Origin of the sequence: Thalassoglobus polymorphus (genome assembly GCF_007744255.1) — a bacterium.
Lineage (GTDB): Bacteria > Planctomycetota > Planctomycetia > Planctomycetales > Planctomycetaceae > Thalassoglobus > Thalassoglobus polymorphus.
Genome location: NZ_CP036267.1, coordinates 6022589 through 6042191, shown reverse-complemented (window position 1 = coordinate 6042191; position 19603 = coordinate 6022589). Strand labels below are relative to the sequence as shown.

Annotated in this window: 11 protein-coding genes; 5 read left to right on the top strand and 6 right to left on the bottom strand. The window is 50.9% G+C overall.

Annotated elements, in window-relative coordinates; translation table 11 throughout:
- Nucleotides 1-409 precede the first annotated feature (409 nt).
- Both Mal48_RS21950 and Mal48_RS21945 read right to left on the bottom strand, forming a co-directional pair.
- Entirely contained in the window at nt 410-607 is a 198-nt protein-coding gene (locus tag Mal48_RS21950; RefSeq protein ID WP_145204965.1) for a cold-shock protein, read from the bottom strand.
- A 74-nt stretch (nt 608-681) separates the two neighbouring features.
- The gene (locus Mal48_RS21945) at nt 682-972 is read right to left on the bottom strand and encodes a hypothetical protein (RefSeq protein ID WP_145204963.1); all 291 of its coding nucleotides are present in this window, start codon (nt 970-972) and stop codon (nt 682-684) included.
- A gap of 901 nt (nt 973-1873) precedes the next feature.
- On the opposite strand from Mal48_RS21945, the gene Mal48_RS21940 reads away from it, so the two are divergent.
- From Mal48_RS21940 to Mal48_RS23930, 3 genes are all read left to right on the top strand, one after another.
- Complete coding sequence (locus Mal48_RS21940) at nt 1874-2827, top strand: hypothetical protein (protein ID WP_145204960.1); 954 nt, start codon at nt 1874-1876, stop codon at nt 2825-2827.
- 432 nt (nt 2828-3259) lie between these two features.
- Complete coding sequence (locus tag Mal48_RS21935; RefSeq protein WP_197441906.1) at nt 3260-5110, top strand: multiheme c-type cytochrome; 1851 nt, start codon at nt 3260-3262, stop codon at nt 5108-5110.
- 14 nt (nt 5111-5124) lie between these two features.
- A complete protein-coding gene (locus Mal48_RS23930; protein ID WP_145206495.1) occupies nt 5125-5196 on the top strand; it encodes a pentapeptide repeat-containing protein in 72 nt (23 codons plus the stop codon).
- A gap of 17 nt (nt 5197-5213) precedes the next feature.
- On the opposite strand, the gene serA is transcribed toward Mal48_RS23930, so the two are convergent.
- Nucleotides 5214-6854, bottom strand: coding sequence for a phosphoglycerate dehydrogenase (serA, locus tag Mal48_RS21925; RefSeq protein WP_145204955.1), 1641 nt, complete (start codon nt 6852-6854; stop codon nt 5214-5216).
- A gap of 316 nt (nt 6855-7170) precedes the next feature.
- On the opposite strand from serA, the gene Mal48_RS21920 reads away from it, so the two are divergent.
- Entirely contained in the window at nt 7171-7674 is a 504-nt protein-coding gene (locus tag Mal48_RS21920; RefSeq protein WP_145204953.1) for an OsmC family protein, read from the top strand.
- A gap of 135 nt (nt 7675-7809) precedes the next feature.
- Complete coding sequence (locus Mal48_RS21915; RefSeq protein ID WP_231739785.1) at nt 7810-9171, top strand: serine/threonine protein kinase; 1362 nt, start codon at nt 7810-7812, stop codon at nt 9169-9171.
- Between the two features lie 157 nt (nt 9172-9328).
- On the opposite strand, the gene Mal48_RS21910 is transcribed toward Mal48_RS21915, so the two are convergent.
- From Mal48_RS21910 to Mal48_RS21900, 3 genes are all read right to left on the bottom strand, one after another.
- On the bottom strand, nt 9329-14989 hold the full coding sequence (locus Mal48_RS21910; RefSeq protein WP_145204946.1) for a LamG-like jellyroll fold domain-containing protein: 5661 nt from the start codon (nt 14987-14989) through the stop codon (nt 9329-9331).
- 501 nt (nt 14990-15490) lie between these two features.
- Nucleotides 15491-17080: an arylsulfatase gene (locus Mal48_RS21905; RefSeq protein WP_145204943.1), complete on the bottom strand. Its 1590-nt coding sequence runs from the start codon at nt 17078-17080 to the stop codon at nt 15491-15493.
- A gap of 173 nt (nt 17081-17253) precedes the next feature.
- Complete coding sequence (locus Mal48_RS21900; RefSeq protein WP_145204940.1) at nt 17254-19131, bottom strand: pyrroloquinoline quinone-dependent dehydrogenase; 1878 nt, start codon at nt 19129-19131, stop codon at nt 17254-17256.
- Between the last annotated feature and the right edge of the window lie 472 nt (nt 19132-19603).

Sequence of the window (19603 nt, the reverse complement as noted above, 5' to 3'; positions counted from 1 at the left end):
GAGTCAAAAATAAAAGGAGGCCGATCAAGTTGATCGGCCTCCTTATTTCGCAATCTGATATAAATTCGCTCTAGCAATATCAAAACAAATGGCCGTGCATCCGGTGTGGAGACGATTTTCGCTGTTATGCTAGTGGTTCTAAAAACTGACTGCATGAGCCGTGAGGCTCAACTTTCACTGAATGTTTTGAGCGAGTCTGGAACCGAATGCAGGGCTCTCACGTCGTGAGGGCGCTGACCGCACAGGTTCCAGTGAAATCTACTGGAGAGGTTCCTCTCGCATCAGAGGACTCGCAAAACGATTCAGAAACTGGCCAGAACCAGTCCAAAACCTCTGGAATCGCCGCTTTTCTCAACTTTGTGAGGGGACAATTTCAAGCTTCAGGATCAGTTCTAGAAATGTCGAAACATTAGCCAGCGACGTTGACGTTCTCAGCGCGTGGCCCTTTAGGACCTTGCCCACGCTCGAATTCAACCTCTTGTCCTTCGGAAAGGTCTTCAAAGCGAACACCTTCTAGTGCAGACATGTGAAAGAAAAGATCTCCCTTGTCTGTTTCGATAAATCCAAAACCTTTGTCAGTTAGTTTACGGATGCGACCAGTGGCCATTTCAGTACTCTCCAAAAATAAAAAAGTCGTGGCTCCACGTCGTTGAGCCGGAAGTTACACAAACGGGGCTGAGACTATTCAGCGCCTTCATTTGTATTCAGTGATTCTCTTTCAAGTTCCCGTTGATGCTTCTCGGCACAGGCTGGGCAAACAGTTGCTTCCCGAACAATTTCCTGACCAGAACCACCCTTGTCGAAGTCTTTTTTAGGGCTACTTCGTCGTGCGCCACGTCCTCGGAACCCCCCGCGTGTGGCTTGGCTGCTGCCCCCTCGCTCGTTGTAAGTTTTATCCCGAGTGACCAGAACAATTTTTGAAGATCGAGTCCCCGCTGGGACCACCGTCTCACACAATTGGCATCGAAACATTATTTCTCCAGGGTATAATTGATGTTCATTCTCGGTGAGCAATCGACGGTTTCCGAGACAATCAGAAATGAGTCCTCATCATGCAGGTGAGGCAAGGCTTCATAAAGCAGAATCGCAGCCATCACCAACCCAGTACAGAAAACAAGGGTTGGGAATTCTCTGCGCGATTCGATCTCGATTGCTGCCACCTTGTCCGAGCGGAAAGGCACATTGAAGAGGTTTCATCTAAAGCGAAGCCCACAATTGAAGTTGAGGAGAGACGCCGAGATGACAACGCAAGTAATGGTAACTGTAGCAATGTAAACAGTATCAGCGAAAACAGTAGCCAATTTGGCTGAAAGCCTAACAATGACGCAAAAAGCAAAGTAACGATCCCAATCACGAACTCGGGCGGTGTATCGTAGAAGAGCCGTAACCGTATTCTTCAAGAAGGTAGAGACCGACTTCGAATGGTTGGAATCATCACAAACTCACGACCGAAAATATATTTCATAGAATTAGAACAAAAAACAAGCAGCAAAGCAATTCCTCTTTCGAAAATCGCAGGGTTGTCGCATTTTTGCTTTCCTGGCGAAGCACTTTATGGTGTTCTGATCGCTCGGCGCCGCAGAGTTCTCTCGCGGGGCGATCTTCGCCGTCTACGCAAAGCCCCTAAGCTCTGTGCCCCAAAGCTCTGCTGAGCCTGCATTTTCACATCATTGAAGTCAGTTCTGAGCAGCAAGCAGGAGTGGATCTTGATCAATACAAGATTAACAGGAGATTATGGCGACCTGTGACGTGAAGTCAGCGGAGTGCGCTCAACTTCTCGGGATTGCACTTCGAGAGCCTGTTCTTCAGAATCGTGACATCGATAATGCGTCATATCAGACACACTCCACCACGGACACGATAGACCTATTGCATGCCTGTACAGACTGTTCGTATTCAAACCGGCTGCCGACTTCACTTCGGCCCACTCTCTCATCGCCCCGAACGCGGAAGGCATTTCGGAGGGATCGGGATGATGATCAAAAATCCAGGATTTCTTCTCGTTGCAAAGTTGAGCAACATTGATCAAGCCCCCTTTCAGGAACAGGCAGCAGGCCTCCTCGCCAGAATCCAAGCCAACTGTCCGGAATGGAAGCAACCGACTGCTGTCGAACTCGCTGAATCAATTCCGGGTCATGTCGGGCTTGGTTCGGGAACTCAACTTGGAATGGCACTCTCCGAAGCGATGGGAATTCTCCACGGAGAGACGGAACTCACTGCGCAGCGGCTGGCAAGTTACTCTCGACGTGGCCAGCGGTCTTCTATTGGACTACACGGGTACATGGAGGGCGGATTTCTGGTCGATGCAGGACACCAGCAGGAAGAAGCAATCGGGCAAATTGCCTGCCGCTATGATTTCCCGGAGGACTGGAGAATTCTGCTGGTGACTCCGGAAGAAACCACAGGCATGCATGGCGATGATGAAACGCTGACGTTCGCAAAACTCTCATCAATGAGCCAGGCGAGAACCGGGGAGTTGTCGCGGTTGACGCTGACGGAAATCCTGCCATCGCTCAAACATTCCGACTTCGAATCATTCTCAAAAGCGATTCGTGCTTACGGGGATCTGGTCGGTGAATTCTTCTCGCTGACACAAGGGGGGGACTATTCGCACCCGGAGATGGGGCCTTTCGTCAATCGGCTTTCGGAGCAGGGAGTACGAGCTATTGCCCAATCCTCCTGGGGGCCGACTGTCAGCATTTTTGCAAAAGATGAGTCCGACGCCGACCGCATCTCTTCGCTGATCAAATCGGACGAGAGCGGTCAGCACTGGACTGTTCGCATCACCTCCCCGCTGAATCATGGCCGAGCTGTTTCAGTGGAATGATGGGACCCAAAACAACTTTCAAAATGGAATCCAATGTGAGGTGAATGAGATGTATCGACTCCTGAGTTGATATGATAACAACAACCCGAAGCGTGCAGGGAATCACGATTTTGTCTGCTTTGCAGAGTTCAAACTTCTCCTGAAAAGACTGATTTATTCACGGGCGCAACAGGCACGAACACCCCTCTTGTACTCCTCAGCTGAACTACTTTAATCGTTCTGTTTCATTTGGGATTTTGATCACTCGGTCAGGTCTTGTTAGAGCGAAGGACTTCAAACGGTGCAATCATGACTATTGAGCCTGCCCTCCAGTCAGTCCGTGAAACCGAGTCTTCGCAGCACAGTTCTATGCTGAGGCAAAACTCTACCCTGAGACAAAATGCACGAGAGCCTTCTCGAAGCTGGCGGACTCTTCTTGCCATTGTTGCAACAATGGCACTGAGCGGGTGTGTCCAACAACCTCCTCCGGAAAAGGACTCTTCTTCAAAAAATGAGTCGCATACGGAATCGCCTGTTGAGACGAAAGCTGTTGCTCCAGCTCCGATTCCGCAAGAAAAGTTTGTCGGGAGTCAGGTTTGTGCTACCTGTCATCAGGAGCAATTCGACACATACTCGCTCAGCGCTCACAGCCAGTCGCTCTCGATTGTCGATCCAGATGCTGAACCTGCAGATGGGGAATTTATCCACGATAAATCACAGCACACTTTTTCGATCTTCCGCAAGGATGGGGAACTTTATCACCGAGACGAATTGACTGCCGATGGCGAAGTCATTGCTCAGGCAGAGCATCCGTTGAAGTATCTCATCGGCTCGGGGAAACACTCCAGATCGTACCTGGTCGAGGTTGACGGGTTTTTGATGGAATCACCGGTCACCTGGTATGAATCGAAAAAGCGTTGGAGCGTTTCGCCCGGTTATGATGTCGAGTCCCCAGTCAGTTTTGAACGGGCTGCTGATGTCGGTTGTGTCGTGTGTCATGCCGGGAACGTAGAACGAGTTGCCGGGAGCTTGCATCGGCTAAAGTTTCATGAGCTTTCCATCGGATGTGAACGGTGCCACGGTGCCGGCGGAGACCATGTCGACCTTGCACAGGCTCAAGGCGATCAACTTCTAGAAGCGAAACCACTTGAAGCAACGCACAGTGATCATCCAAATAATCACATTGTTCACCCAGGTAAGTTGTCTCGAAAACTCTCAGAGGACATTTGTGCTCAGTGCCACCTCAGAGGACAAGCGACAACTTTCCTTCCGGGACAAAGTCCCGAACGATTTCGTCCGGGGCAAGCCCTTGCATCGAATCGAATCGACTATTTCTTTGATTCGAAGAACGCCCAGATGTCGGTGGTGGGGCATGTTGAGCAGATGAGGCTCAGCCGTTGCTACACTCAAGCGGAAACCTTCACCTGCACGACCTGCCATGACATGCACGCTCCACCACCTGTTGAGAAGGCGAGCTTCTTTCGAAACAAATGTCTGACATGCCATCAAGTCGATTCTTGTGGCCTCGCAGAGGACCACGAGCAGCGAGTGCTCAAGTCGGACAATTGCACAACCTGTCACATGCCGCAAAGCGAAACCGACATCCCTCACATCGCCTTCACACACCATCGCGTTGGAATCCACGATGACTCGAATCCGAGCGTGGCAACAACTGAGCAACCGCAGGTCTCTCGTTTAAAACCACATCAAGCTCCTGCAGCCTCCAATCAAACACTTGAAGATCGAAATCTTGGCCTGGCTTATCTGGAAGTTGCCCCGGCACAGCCATCTGAAGCTGCGTTTCGTCAATACTTTTCTTCAGCGGTTCAGCGGCTCAACAAATATAATCGAGCCCACCCTGGGGATGGAGATGTTCAGGCTGCTCTCGCTCAGGTTCTTATGGACCAAGACCCACGAGTCAGCTTGAGGTACGCTCTAAGCAGCTACAACCTGCCATCGAGCTCACCGAAGTCGAAAGTCAACGCGCTTCTCGTGCAGGCTCTGCTTGCGTATCGAGAACAGAAACCGACTCTGGCGATTGAGCCCTTACTGGAACTTCAAAAGCTGAGGCGATCGTCGGACGATACGTATTTACTCGGGCTGTGCATGCAGGGGATCAACAAGGAAGAGGCGATTGAGCACTTCAGAAAAGCTTCTGAGATTCAGCCTTTCCGTCCAGACATCCTCAATTCGCTGGCGAATCTTCTCCGAGAAACTGGAAAACACGAAGAAGCTGACGAGGTAGAGAAACGCTCGCTTCTGCTCATGAAAGCTTTGAACAGAAACGAGCCTGGATCTCTATAGCACTTTACGTATTGATGTTCGCGTCCTTCACGGGCACATGCTTCACGGGCACATGCTTCACGGGCACATGCTTCACGGGCACGTGACAGAGCAAACTGCTCGATTACAGCCCCAGCCAAGGGAGTGACGCGTTCGCAGGTGGGAGATTCACAAGTTCGACACCGTGGACGTCGGGGTGATCAATCACTTCTTTGATTGCAGCTTCGGTCGGTTCGTTGTCGAGGTTGAGAACTGCGATGGCATCTCCACCTGGTTCGTTCTTCTCGCGTCCCAAAGCCATGTGAGAAATATTCACTTTGTGCTTCCCGAATGTCGTTCCGATCGCACCAATGAGCCCCGGAACATCTCTGTGTCGATAGATCAAGAGAAGTCCATCAAGGTACGCATCAAGCTGATACTCATTCAACTTGACGAGTCGCAGGAAGTTATTTCCGAATGTTGTTCCGGCAGCTGTGATCTCACGTTTGTCGGTGATGAGCGTGGCGGAAATCATTGTTGCAAATGCACCCGTTTCCGTCGTTGACGTTTGGGTGATCTCGATACCACGGTCTTTGGCGGTCATGTCTGAATTGACAATGCTGACACTGTCATTCAAGGCTGCCGAGAGAAGTCCGGATGTGAAGGCACTGGTAATCAGGTTCATGGGCTTCGAACAGACATCCCCACGGTATTGAAGCCGCGCCCCTTGAATCCCCTCTCCATGCGAGGTCTGAGCCAACAACAAACCGAGTCGGTAAGCGAGGTCGAGATAGGCTCGCGTCCCTTCGAGTTCCTTCCCTGAGATCGGAACCATGTTCACGGCTGAGCGAACTTCATTTTTCGTCAGGAAATTGCAAACGATGTCAGCAGCTTCGACGGCAACTTGTTCTTGAGCTTCATCAGTCGATGCTCCCAAGTGTGGAGTGCAGAGGACGTTAGGGAAGCTGGCGAGTTTGTCATTGGCCCCTGGCTTTTCAGTAACGTAAACATCGAGTGCCGCTCCACCGACATGTCCCGATTCGAGCCCCTCGATGAGTGCTTGCTCATCAATGATTCCGCCTCGGGCACAGTTGATCAGGCGGACGCCTTTTTTCATCTTCGCTAATCGCTCAGCGTTAATGATGCCACGTGTCTCATCTGTTAGCGGGGTATGGACAGTGACGATATCGCACTTCACCAACAATTCGTCAATATCGCGATACAGCTCGATGTTCTGCTGATCGGCTCGTTCTTCGCTGAGGAACGGATCGTAGCCCAGCACGTTCATTTCAAGGCCATTGCAGCGTTTGGCAACTGCGAGGCCAATCCGTCCCAACCCGACAACACCGATCGTTTTGCCTGCAAGCTGGGTTCCCGTATACAGCTTGCGATCCCAGCGGCCTTCTCTCATCGACTGAGACGCCGGACCTGTGTTTCGGCACAGACCCATCATCATCGCAATGGTCTGCTCAGCGGTGCTGAGAGTATTTCCATCGGGTGTGTTGGAAACAATGATTCCCTGTCGAGTGGCAGCCTGGAGGTCGATGTTATCGACTCCAACACCTGCCCGGGCAATCACTTTGAGGCGTTCCTGTCCAGTCAGAACATCTTCCGTCAACTTTGTTCCACTGCGAATCACAACCCCGTCAGCATTCTGCAAAGCAGCCTTGAGCGCTTCGACGTCCTGATGAATTTCTGGTTGATAGTCCAGCTCAATCTCCGGGTGTTCCTCAAGGAGTTTTAAGCCGATAGGGGACAAATTATCACTGACGAGCACGCGAAACATGGGTGGACTTTCTGGGGGCAAAGATTCGACATCTTCATTCACTGTTCACTTGAACAGCTTGGTGGATTGTACTTGGGACGATGATCCAGACCGTGTAGCATAGAGGACAGCTAGAACGCGCCAAGCGTTCGGGTTCGGGATATAGAGAATGAGAATTTCATCGAAAGACTCCCAACGCTTCTCGTGCCCGCGATGCTCACTTTCATGACTTCATAGACGACTCGCCGCGAAGCTGTACGTAAAAAACAATATCGGATTTGCTGTAGCGAAACTCTGTTCTTGAGAAAACTGACACACAATTTTGAGACAATTTCTTATGAATGCCGATGAACTGCGGAGTATCCAAACGCCGCTCAAGGAAAAATATCGCTCTGAGCCTGACGCCGCCCAGTCGACGCTGACTGCTCGGGGTAAGGTCAATTTCGAAACAATTTCCTGTTTGATTGAACATGAGTCTGAAGCCTCCCGGGTTCCCGGATTGCATCCCATGGCTGGAGGCGATGGCAATTTTTCTTGCCCTGCTGAAATGCTACTCGAAGCCTTAGTTGGCTGTGCAGGTGTAACACTGGGTGCGGTTTGCACAGCGATGGAAATTCCGGTCGACTCCGCAATTGTTGTGGCTGAAGGAGACATGGACTTTCGCGGCACACTGGGTGTAAATCGAGAGATTCCAGTGGGATTCACAGCGGTCCGATTGCGTTTTGAATTCGCTTCCTCAGCTTCTGACGAAAAACTAGCCAAAGCCGTTCAACTTGCCGAACGGTACTGCGTCGTGGCACAATCTGTGAAGAATGTCTCTGCGAACTGGATTCGTCAGTAAGATTTTCACAGGCAGTACGAATAGAAGAGGTCGAGATCCCTTAACTGGAGCGGGCTGCTGTCAAACTCAACAGATGATCCACTGACGATTTATTGCCCAGCATGCAATGAAGCATTTCTGGGGATGGCTCATGATATGAACTGTCCGCAATGCTTGATGCCGGTTCCGTCTGCGGATATTTCGCTGTTGCAAACGATGCTCTGGAAATCCTCCCCGGACTGGGCACACGCCACTCCGACAGATGGAGGATCCAAGAAAGACCAACTGGATGAACTCGTCGGAAAAACGCTGGACAAATACCGCGTCGAATCCCTGCTGGGTCGCGGAGGGATGGGATGGGTCTTCCTCAGTCGGCACTTGCAGCTGAATCGCTCGTGTGCCATCAAAGTTCTTTCCCCGTCACTGCTGGATACCGATCCCGACTATCTCGACCGATTTTGTACTGAAGGTCAAGCTGCCGCATCAATGGTGCATCCAAACATCGTCACCGTCCATGCCATTGGTCAACATGGTGGATTGAACTTTCTGGAGATGGAATTCGTTCCGGGGCGATCTTTGCAAAACATGTTGCGAACCGGTCGCCTGATGATCTGGCGGGCCACGACGCTGGCTCTCGGGATTGCCAACGGGCTGGGAGCCGCTCATCGCCTTGGAATCATTCATCGAGATTTGAAACCGGACAACGTTCTCTTAACACATCATGGAATTCCAAAGATTAGTGATTTCGGATTAGCGAAACGGGTCCATGGAAATGTCGTTCATGAAATGCCCGGAGTCCTCGCCGGAACACCACATTTCATGGCTCCTGAACTCTTCGGTGGAGAATCTGCCAGCCCCGCCAGCGATGTCTATGCACTGGGCGTATGCTTCTACTACATGCTCACCGGACGACTTCCATTTCCTCGCCGCAAAATGTCCGATTTAATATCGGCAGTGACCACCGAGCGAGCCCCCAGCCTTCGCGAATTGAGACCTGAGGTGCCACTGGAGGTCTGTGAGTGTTTGGGGTTGATGATGGAGAAGAGCCCTCGAAATCGACCACGTGACGGGATTGAGGCTGCACAACTCCTGCAAGCAGTGCTCGGACAAGTCAGAGACCTCGACACTTTATTACATGAAGCCTTCGATCACGAACGGGATGTTCGCTGGAAAAAAACGGAGGATGATTACCGCATCAATGTTTCACTCGCCGATGGTCGCAAGCAGGTTGTCTTTCTCTCTCACAGCGAGCATCGGTTTCACGAACGTCTGCTTCAAATCTATAGCGTCTGTTGTCCTGCTGAGACTCACTACTTTCCAGCGGCACTCCGTTTGAATTCAGTGATCTCACACGGTGCTCTAGCAATCCGCGAGATCAATGGAGAGGAGTTCTTTGTCATCTCAAACGCCTATCCCCGATCGACAGTTGATGGTGAAGAGATCCGCAAAAGCGTCCTCGAAATCGCAACTCACGCCGACGCAGTGGAATCTCTTCTGACCGGCCAGGATGTCAATTAGAGCATCTTTCGAATTGGTGTTGTACTTGCCCTCCCCTTGAAGGTCACTTTGATGAATTCATAGACAGCTCTCTACGAGGCAGTGCGTAAAAACCAAGATTGGATTGTTTTTTGAATTTCGTGAAGAGACAACTGCCGGACCATTAATTACCTCACCATCACTCTTCAAATTTGCTCCATTTCGCTCCGATGATCTCGCCATTGTGCCCGTTGCCGGAAGAGTCATTGAGCGTGCTACCGGCCCGTTCGTCGAAGTGGTAAAGGGCGAGTGTCTGAGCTTCCTTTTCAAGTCGCGGTGCGGGCGTGAAGTCTTCCGTATAACGGACATCGCGTGAAATGCGGACTTCGTCAATGATCCCGTCCAGGAAACCATCTCGCCCTGCCGGATAGGCACCAAGTGCAAAATGTGGCACGCCATTCAAGAATTGGCCTCGGGGAGCATCTGCAGTCGAGACCAATTTGCCATCTACGAAAAACTTCAACTGCTTTTGGTCCCAGGTCCCTGCCAGGTGCAGACGTTTACCAATTGGGATGGGTTGCTCGTACATGGCTCGCGACTTGCTTGGAGCCTGCGCGAGGACAATCCCGGCGGAATCTCCGCCCATTGTAGTGATGCCGATCCCTCCGCCGTTCTGGCTGGACACGATGCTACTTGTGCCGACAGCACGATGCAGCGTCACGTATGATTCCAGAGTGATTGAATGCGAGCCATCAAATTGAAGCGTCGGAATCTTCACCCAATCACCTTCCCCGTCGAAGTCGAGGCCTGTTCGGGAGACCGGTCGATGCTCAGCGCCCCCGACCCACTTCGCCCCGAAGATCTTCCCATCGTTTCCGTTGTCGGAGGAGTCTTTGAGAACGTCGCCGGCACCTTCGTCGAAGTGGTACAGAGCGAGGGTGTATTCGTCGCTTGTCAATTCGTTCTGGGGAGTAAAATCAGTTTCATAACGGAGCGTTTTCGAGATGCGAATCTCATCGATGCTCCCTTTGAAACGAGAGCCATCATGACCACCGATTTCGAGGCTCCCTTGCGGATTAAAACTCCCGCTGTAATCACGCTGTTGAACGAGTTTCCCATCGATAAACAACTGTATCGATTGACCATTCCATTGTCCGGCAAGATGCGTGCGCCGTTCCCAGTCCTCAATTTTCGGACCGAAGACTTCGAGGCGTTTGTTGGCTTCAGACCACCATCCGCCGAATTCCCAGCGGCGAATACCACCAACCTGAAGTGTCAACGGGTCAGAGACGCCATCATGGAAGATAATTGCGTTGGAAGTTCCCTTTTCAGATGGCGTCACCCAGCATTCAATCGTTAATGGAGGAGAACCGGAAAGTTTCAATCCCGGAACTTCAACTCGACTCGTCGTGCCATTAAAAACAAGTGCAGTCAATGGTTTGGAAGACTGTTTCGCTTTAGTCTCGTCATTACGCACCCACTTTGCCCCGATGATCTTGCCGTGGTGTCCGTTGCCGGATGAGTCTTTGAGGGTGTCACCGGAACCTTCATTCATTTTAAAAAGAAGCGCAGTCTGTTCGTCTGCAACGAGGTTTTGCTCTGGATTAAAATCTCCCTGATAGCGTGCCTCGTCAGAAATTCGGAAATCGCGAATTTTCCCTTCAAAGTAATGTTGCATTCCATGCCCATTCCATGAGGGAGTCGCTCCTAATACTGCCTGCAATTCCCTCGGAGTTTGCTTGAGGTTCACACTATGATCACGTTTAAGTCCAAGACTGTTTCCGTTGACATAGATCGTCGACTTGTATCCGTTGGTACCTGTTTGCCAAACGACAGCCAGATGAGTCCACTGTCCAGTAGGAGTAATTACTGGAGAAGATACGCTGTCCCAAGCACCTTCATGGTTAATGCGATTGGCTATCCAGGTGTGTGCAAGATGTTTTTTAGGCATTCCCCCTCCCGCTCGGAAAATTTCCAAACGTGTTGAGACCCCACTATTGAAAAGATATTGACGCTCTTCGGATTTATTGGCGAACCAAACCCAAGCTTCAACTGTGACAGGTTTTTCGGTAGAGAGTCGATCCTTGAGGGAATCGCTTAAGTGCAATTCGACGTAATCATCCTGACCGTCAAATACTAGCGCAGATTTCTCAGTAAAGGAGTTGCCTGGTGGTACATGACTTCCCCGAGTTTCGGTTGGGACAACCATGTTGTTGGTAGCATTCGATTCAAATCCCCCCAACGGTTCAAATGTTCCGTAGTCGGAGGCAATTTTGCATTTGGGAAGTCTTTTTCGAAGGAGATCGAGGTCGCTGCGGTTTAGATTTGGGATCTTCTCAAGATTCAGGAATTTCAACTTCGGAAGATTTTGCAGCTTGCTCACATCGTCTATTTCGACTTGAGAAGCCTTCATGTATAACGTTTCCAATTCGCGAAGCTTCAGGATGTGTTGAATCGTTTCTGGATACACTCCTCTTCCATCAAGTTCCAACCAAGTCAGGTTGGGACACTCACCGAGTTCCCTTAGTCCTTTTTCACTAAGTTCAGTGCGAATCAGATTTAATCTTTTCAGCCCCAACTTATTCGGTAAGCGGCTTAACAGTCCGTCTGAGACCGCAGTCTGTGCAAGTTCCAAATGGCTGAGTTTAGGAACATTTGAAAGACTCGCTAATCCTTCATTGGTGACCAATGTCCCTGTCAGATGCAGCGAGATGAGATTCGATTGACCAGACATTGCTTTCAATGAGGCATCGGTAACATTAGTGTGGGAAAGAAAAAATGCTTTCCAGTCCGACTGGAATTCGCAAAGTTCTTGAATGCACTTATCCCCAATTTGGTTGTTCCCAAGAAGAACCGAATTGAGTTTAGGAATTGAGCATAATAATGGGGCAACGTTGTCTCTGATCTCAGTCCTGCCAAGCTTGACCTCCCACACTCCTTTCGTGAGGGCGAGATTTTTAATCCCTTCATTGGTCACCTTGCACCCGTCAAGGTCTAATGAAGATAACGCCACCCCGGAAAGATGTTTTAACGCTTCGTCCGTAATCGCTGCATTTTGCACGCTGAGGGTTCCAATATTGTGATGAGTGGTGAGCTTCAGCTTCCTTATCACGTCGCAATACTCAGCAAATTGCTGATTGTTAGTGGTGCGAGGCAGATGAACTTCCGAGATTTCAAAGGCAGTACGTGGAAGGGGCTGGTCGAGCGATGTGATTAATGCACTTGAACCATTTTTGTCACGAACTCTAACATGTCCGCCACGCTGCACCATCCAGCTCACGATGGATGCGGGATCGCCATCGACAGGTGATGCCATTAAGGAAGCGTCTTTTACCCACTTCGCCCCGACGATCTTGCCGTCTTGTCCGTTGCCAGAGGAGTCTTTGAGAACGTCGCCGCTCCCAGCGTCGAGACGGTAGAGAACGGTCGTGTTTTCCTCTTTACTGAAATGTTGTTCAGGAGTGAAGTTTTTGTTGTAGCGTTGGCCGTCTGAAATACGAAACTGCTCAACGATACCACCAAAACTTCTGTCAATCGTCCTGGAATCTCCCAGTTCAAATTTAACGGGAGGGGAATCAAGAGTCAGAACCCGCTGAAGAGTTTCATCGACAGAAAGATTTGGTTTGTTGGATGCGGTAATCCCGGAAGCCGCGCGTTTTCCATTGATGTAGAATTCGAACGTGCGCCCTGTCCATTCTATCGCGACGTGTTGTCGATGGAGTGGAAATGCCGAGTATGTTATCTTTGTGATGTAACTGACATTTAAATCCGAGGTCTTCGTATTGTTGTCACAACGAGCCTGCCATTCTATGCCATCCTGCTTAGGGTCGCCATAGCCGTTCACCGACAGATGGCCAATACGACACAATGTGAATTCTGGACGTCTGCCATGAACATCTGCGGTTTGGGGTGTACACCAAAACTCGCAAGTGAATGGTTTTGACATGTCGAGGTCTAGCCTGCCCATATCCACGTAGGCTGCTGGCTTATCGAACAATAGACCATACTTTGAGACTTTGTTGTCAGATGAGCTTTGGCTTTCTTTCGCTGGAGCGATCGGTTCCATCTCTTCTGATGGACCAACTGGTCCCCCCTTCTCCCCGGGTATTTTCCCGTCGGGAACGTTGGGGGGGGAGTTTTTGACGATCTTGTCATATTCTCGTTGCGGTTGTTCTCCGTTTAGCAATCCATCGAGTTGGTTATTATGGAGCACAACCGCTCGCAATGCTGTTTTACCATTTTTAGTGACGGTGAATTCTTCGACGTGCGTCGTCAGTCCGGCTTTCTTCAGCTGAAGTTGATGCTTGCCGGCGGAGAGCTTGATGATGTCTTGACCGTTTTTGATGACAACTTCTTCACCATCGATACTCAGCTGAATACTTGGATCGTCGAGCGTGATTTGTACGTCGTATTTGCCGATGCGGACGATGAAGACAATTCCCAGCAGTAAGATCAATCCGCCCAGACCACCTGCGATCAGCAGGTTCTTGTTGGGAGACGAGGGTGTTGCGTTGCCAGCAGGCTTCGATGTTGTTTTGCTGGTCGTTGTGATTTTCTTTTTACGGAGCTGTTCCGCGTAAGGTTTGGACTGTTCGATTGAAATTAATGCTGGATTTGATTCTTCATGAGGTGTCGAAATTGCAGCGGGTTTAGGGCCGTTCTTCCTGCCTTGGTCCTTCCTCTGCTTCTTACTCGGATTCCTCAAAACGTCGTGGAGATCGGCTGCAACTTCGTTCATCGAGCTGTAACGTTTCTTCAAATCACCCGCCATCATTTTCAGGCAAATGTTTTCCAATCGTGGATCGATGTTAGTGCGAAGCTCCGAAGGCTTCGCCGGATTGTTGTTACCAATCTGTTGCAGGATCGACATCAGGCTCCCTTTGTAAGGCATCTCACCGGTGATCAACTCGTACATGATGATGCCGAGCGCGTAGATGTCCGCCTGTGGTCCGATGGCAGCCTGGTTTCCTTCGACCTGCTCGGGGGACATGTAAGCAGGTGTTCCGAGGATGGCTCCACTTTGTGTGACTTGAACATCGTCGCTGCTGCTACGCCGGGCGAGGCCGAAATCCATCACCACCGGCTCACCTTGCTTGTCGACCATGATGTTGGCCGGCTTGAGGTCTCGGTGAACGACGCCGATCTTGTGAGCTTGTGCCAGTCCGACCGCAAGTTTGCGAATGGTCGTCGCGATCTGTTTTTCAGAGTGAGACTTCTTCGACTTCGTAAAGTCTTTCAGAGGTCGGCCTGGGATATAGGCCATCGTGATGTAATGCTGCCCATCTATTTCACCGACATCATACACTGGGCAAATGTTCGGGCTGCGGAGAGTCGCAGCGGCGCGGGCTTCGCGATAGAACCGCGCGAGCATCTCTTCTTCATCGACTTGGTTGAGATCGCCGAATTTCGGAATTTTCAGGGCGACATCTCGGTCCAGCTGAGTATCCTTCGCCAGGTAGACAGCTCCCATGGCTCCCTGACCGAGAACTTTTTGAATGGAGTAACGACCGAATTTCTCGGGGATGGAGATGTTCGAAGCAGGTGCTTCTCCCGGAGCGTATCGCCTCGTCACAGACGTTTCGGAATCGGCTGTTCCGCGCAGGACGGTTTGTGCAGCGATTTCGTCCGGCTCGGATGTCGGCTTGGCGACAGTTCTTTCCGTGCCGGAATGACCTTGAAGATCCTTCAAGATGTTGACATTCTCGAAGTGACGTCTGAGTTCCTCGGTGTACTCGGCATGCTCAGCGATGAACTCCTCAGGCGCAATGTTCTCGCCAGAGTCGGTACGTCTCATGTACTCGACAATTAAATTGTTGACGACGACGCTCTGCTCGTCAGCCCCCGGGAGCTTCTCACTCATGACATTGGCCTTGCCACATTGATCTTGTCGACAGATTCCCGGCAAAGCTGATGCCGCAAACTGATGAACCTCAGTACTTAAATTTTACAGCACCTCTTCCTGAAGAACTGACGTTGTCACAGGTTTCATAGAATGTAATTGACGTAAAATTCTAGATTGCCCAGTCGAAACTTTGCGAATGAACCTCTCAGGCCAACTCACACAGGTCGACTTTGGAAACTCTTCTGAAAAGCCTTGCTTATCTCAATAATCTTGCCTCAATAACATAGTTGAATTTTCACCAGAAATTCCAACCCGACTCCAAATCAGCGACATGACTTCAGGGAATATGACTGCTTTTTCTCAGAGCCCCATATTCTAAGGCGAAATGTCTGACGTGGGTGGGCGGTAAAATCTCAACAAAATTACCATCCGAGGTCATCGCAGAAGCATTTTCATGCTTTTCGAGCCCGTGAAAGGAGACTTTCATGGCTTCATAGACTGCTCAACTTCAGCGATCCGCTACTTTCCTGTTGCGATCCGATAAAATTTGTCCCGCAGACTGGTCCATTCCTGCTTCAGTTCGTCCAGTTTGTCAGGATTCGCTGAGGCAATGTTCGATGTTTCCGTTCGGTCAGTTTCGAGGTTGTAGAGTTCCCATTCTGCATCATCCCCAGAGACCACTGCTTTCCAGTCGCCTTTTCGAATAGCGTGGTTTGCTTCGTGCGACCACCATAATGTTCGGTCGTGGGCTGCAGCGTCTTGCTGGAACAGGCTTGTCAGACTTTTTCCCGGTGGTACTGGAACCGGTTTTCCCTTCCATTCTTTGAAACGCTCTGTCTTTGCCAGTTCGATCAATGTGGGAGCGATATCAATAATGTGTGCGGGAGTTTTACGAAGTGATCCTTTGTCCTTGATAACGTTGGGCCAGTGTGCGATGAATGGGGTGGCGCAGCCCCCTTCGTGTGTCCATGTTTTATGCCGCCGGAACGGTGTGTTGCAGACGGTTGACCAGCCTGGCCCCAGGCACAAATACGAATCCGCTGAGCCCGGCGTTGCTGCGGGATCGTGCCCATCCGAACGGACCATAATTTCGGCGCTGGCTCCATTGTCGGAGAGAAACAGGATCAACGTCTCTTCAAACGCTTTCATCTTTTTCAGCTGCTTGAGAACGCGACCGATCTCTTGATCGACGCGGTCGATCATGGCTGCGTGAAGTGCCATTTTATCTGCTTGGAATTTTTTCTGTTCAGGCGTGAGAGAGTCCCATGGGACAGGTCGGTTCACTTCGCCATCACCCAGAATCTTTAAATGATCCGGAAAGTGGTACGGCGGGCCAATCTCTTCTTCGACTGCGGAGAGGTCGGCCGAGACAAGTCCCATCTCCTTGATTCGCTGCCAGCGTTCTTCTCTGACTTTGTCCCAGCCTTGGTGATACCGATCTTTATACTTGGCGATGTCCTGCGGCAGAGCATGCAAGGGAAAGTGCGGAGCAGTGAAGGCGAGGTAATGGAAAAACGGCTTCTCTGACTGACTTCCTGCATGTTCCTGTAAACATCGGACTGCGTGATCCGCGATGACAGTGGTCCCGTAATAGCTGGTCCCTTTTTTAATCGCGGGGAGTCGTTCATCGTCGAGCCAGTGAACGTGTGGGTTGAAGAATCGCCCCTGATCACGCAGCAGGTACGAACGATGGAAACCTGTTTCGATGGGCTTGCCGTCGAGATGCCACTTCCCGGAATGGTACGATCGATACCCTGCCTGACTGAGAACTTCTGGAAGTAACCGCGCCCATTCAGGACGATCTCCACGCTTGCCTTCGGGTAATCCGGGGAAAGCATCACGCCGGACCTGCTGTGCGTAGTATCCAGTCAACAGAGCCGCACGCGATGGCCAACATCGTGCGGTGTTGTAGAACTGAGTGAACCGAAGCCCGTTCATCGCCAGTGAGTCAAGATTCGGAGTGTCGATCTCACTACCGTAACAACCGAGATCGGAATAGCCGAGGTCATCGACCATGATCACCAAAAAATTCGGCGGCTTGGCAATAGCTGAAGAGGACACAAAGGTCAGTACAACACAAATACAAAGAGCAGCGAATCGATGGATCATCTGTTGTCCGATATGTCATGTTTCTTTGAAGGGCCTCATGAGTAGGCACCGTTACATTGACAAGCCTCTTCTTCACGGGCAAACCGTAGAGCAGTTTGCTGTCGTCAATTTCTTTCTCCGAATCTCAGTCCCTCCGTGGTGGTGCTCCCTATAACAATACCCTGTAACGATACCTACTTGGGCAATGCGAACACAACGAATGCATCGCCTGCTTTGGTCCGCAATTTCCCTGCACCGCCTGCAGCAATCACGACATACTGCTGTCCATCAACTTCGTAAGTGGATGGCGTCGCATATCCACCCGCAGCGAGTTGATGTTCCCATAGAACTTTTCCGGTCGTTTTGTCGAAAGCTCGAAACTTCTCATCCTTGGTTCCGGCAATGAAGACCAACCCGCCAGCGGTCACGATGGTTCCCCCGAAAGTTTCTGTGCCGGTTTGAGGGACTCCTCGCTCTGTCAATTCCTTATATTCTCCCAATGGAACTTGCCAGATGAACGATCCGGTATTCAGGTTGATTGCTGTCAACACTCCCCAAGGTGGCTTGATTGCCGGATAGCCTTCCTGATCTCGAAGCTGAATGTATCCTTGATGCTTGTAGCGATGTTTGGCATCAGCTCCCGCTTCGACCAAAGTGATGACATTCGGAATGTTGTTCGAGTTGACATACAGAGTTGCAGTCGTTGGATCAAAGGAAGCTCCGGACCAGTTCGCTCCACCATGGTAACCAGGAATAACAACCGTTCCCTGCAAGCTTGGCGGATTGAAGGCCGCCCCGCTACGAATTTTCTTCAGTTCGTTCAAGACGTATTCCTGATTCGCCGGAGCGATATCCGTCACGTTGGATTCATCGAAATGTTGAACAGAGAACGGCGGAGGTTTTGTCGGAATCGGTTGAGTGACCGCAGCCAACTCCCCTGGGACATCCGATGCAGAAAACGATTTCTCTTCAATCTCAAAGAGCGGCTCACCCGTTTCACGATCGAACAGGTAAACGAAACCTGTCTTCGTCACCTGAGCGACAGCTGCGACCTCTTTTCCATCGCGCTGCACGGTGACAAGATTCGGATAAACCGGTAAGTCGTGGTCCCACAGGTCGTGCCTGAGCGTCTGGAAGTGCCACCGGCGTTCTCCGGTTGTTGCATCCAATGCAATCGTACAGTTTGCGAACAGGTTGTTGCCGTGACGGTCTCCGCCATAGAAGTCAAAGGCAGCTGAGCCCAGTCCTGCAAAAACGAGATTCCTGTCGACGTCCACGCTGACACCGCCCCACGCGTTTGCGCCACCACGATTCTTCCAGGAATCCGGCGCCCAGGTATCGTTGCCGAATTCCCCCGGGCGAGGAACTGTGTGAAACCGCCAGACCTGCTTCCCTGTCTGGACATCGAATGCTCGAATGTCCCCAGGTGCGGCATCGCCCGGCCCTTCCCCGTTTGAAACTCCGATGATGATATTGTTTCCGCAGATCGCTGGAGCCGATGTCGGGCCGTAGCCGAGATTGGCGATATCTCGCTGCAAGTCTTCTCTTAAATCCTTCACGCCCTCCTTGCCGAAGCTTGCGTCCAGCTGACCCGTTTTTGCATCGAGTGAAAACAGTCGGCCATCGGATGTTCCATGAATGATTCGGCGTTTGCCGTCTGGTTTTTCGTCACTCCAATAGGCGAGGCCTCGATTGACACCCCCCGATGCCAATGGGCCGGCAGCTTCATGCTTCTCGAACGGATCGAAACTCCACAACACTTCGCCGGTCGCTGCATTGAGTGCCACGACACGAAGATACCCCGTCGTGATGTACATCGTCCCATCGATCACGATCGGAGTGCATTCAATTGTCTTTTGCGGCTTGCGATCAAGCTCACCCGTATGAAATGTCCAGGCGACCTTGAGCTTGGAGACATTCGTCCGATTGATTTGAGTCAACTCGGAATATCGCTGACCTCCCCGGTCTCCGCCGACACTGATCCAGTTTTTCCCGGCAGGTTGATCGGCGAACGATGTTCCGAATAAGAACAACGGAATGATCAATCGAATTGATCTGAATCGACTTCTCATCAGAGCTCACTCCAAGGTGCAGGGACAGAGGTTCTTGGCTCAATCGTAAATCACCACGACCACAAACGCGAACGTCGGCCGACTGATCAACTGCGGTGTCGCCACCATTTTCAAGAATCGATCAGCTCGCCCACGATTTGTCCACGATTCGTCTAACAACGAACCCCTGTTGGAAACAGGTCTCGATGTTGTGCGACTTACTCTTATAACATTTTACACGTAAGTGTTCGCGTCCTGCCTCATAATGAGAAGTCATTTTACTGGCGAATCGCGTTCGACACAGGCACGCGGTATCGCAAACCGCTCCCGACAAACGTTTTTGATCAAAATCCTCTGGTCCTTGCAGGATTAAGATAGAGGAGCGAGTCAAGCTGGGAGCCACATGGATCGCAGTTTGTAGATGCGTGCAATTCAACGGGGCGTATTCACTACCTGTTCGGGAATCGCATCGTTAACATGCGATTTTGATTAT

Excerpts from the sequence above, each read along its gene's own strand:
- Mal48_RS21950 (WP_145204965.1), bottom strand. The coding sequence starts at position 607 with ATGGCCACTGGTCGCATCCGTAAACTAACTGACAAAGGTTTTGGATTT.
- Mal48_RS21945 (WP_145204963.1), bottom strand. The coding sequence starts at position 972 with ATGTTTCGATGCCAATTGTGTGAGACGGTGGTCCCAGCGGGGACTCGA.
- Mal48_RS21940 (WP_145204960.1), top strand. The coding sequence starts at position 1,874 with ATGCCTGTACAGACTGTTCGTATTCAAACCGGCTGCCGACTTCACTTC.
- Mal48_RS21935 (WP_197441906.1), top strand. The coding sequence starts at position 3,260 with ATGGCACTGAGCGGGTGTGTCCAACAACCTCCTCCGGAAAAGGACTCT.
- serA (WP_145204955.1), bottom strand. The coding sequence starts at position 6,854 with ATGTTTCGCGTGCTCGTCAGTGATAATTTGTCCCCTATCGGCTTAAAA.
- Mal48_RS21920 (WP_145204953.1), top strand. The coding sequence starts at position 7,171 with ATGAATGCCGATGAACTGCGGAGTATCCAAACGCCGCTCAAGGAAAAA.
- Mal48_RS21915 (WP_231739785.1), top strand. The coding sequence starts at position 7,810 with ATGAACTGTCCGCAATGCTTGATGCCGGTTCCGTCTGCGGATATTTCG.
- Mal48_RS21910 (WP_145204946.1), bottom strand. The coding sequence starts at position 14,989 with ATGAGTGAGAAGCTCCCGGGGGCTGACGAGCAGAGCGTCGTCGTCAAC.
- Mal48_RS21905 (WP_145204943.1), bottom strand. The coding sequence starts at position 17,080 with ATGATCCATCGATTCGCTGCTCTTTGTATTTGTGTTGTACTGACCTTT.
- Mal48_RS21900 (WP_145204940.1), bottom strand. The coding sequence starts at position 19,131 with ATGAGAAGTCGATTCAGATCAATTCGATTGATCATTCCGTTGTTCTTA.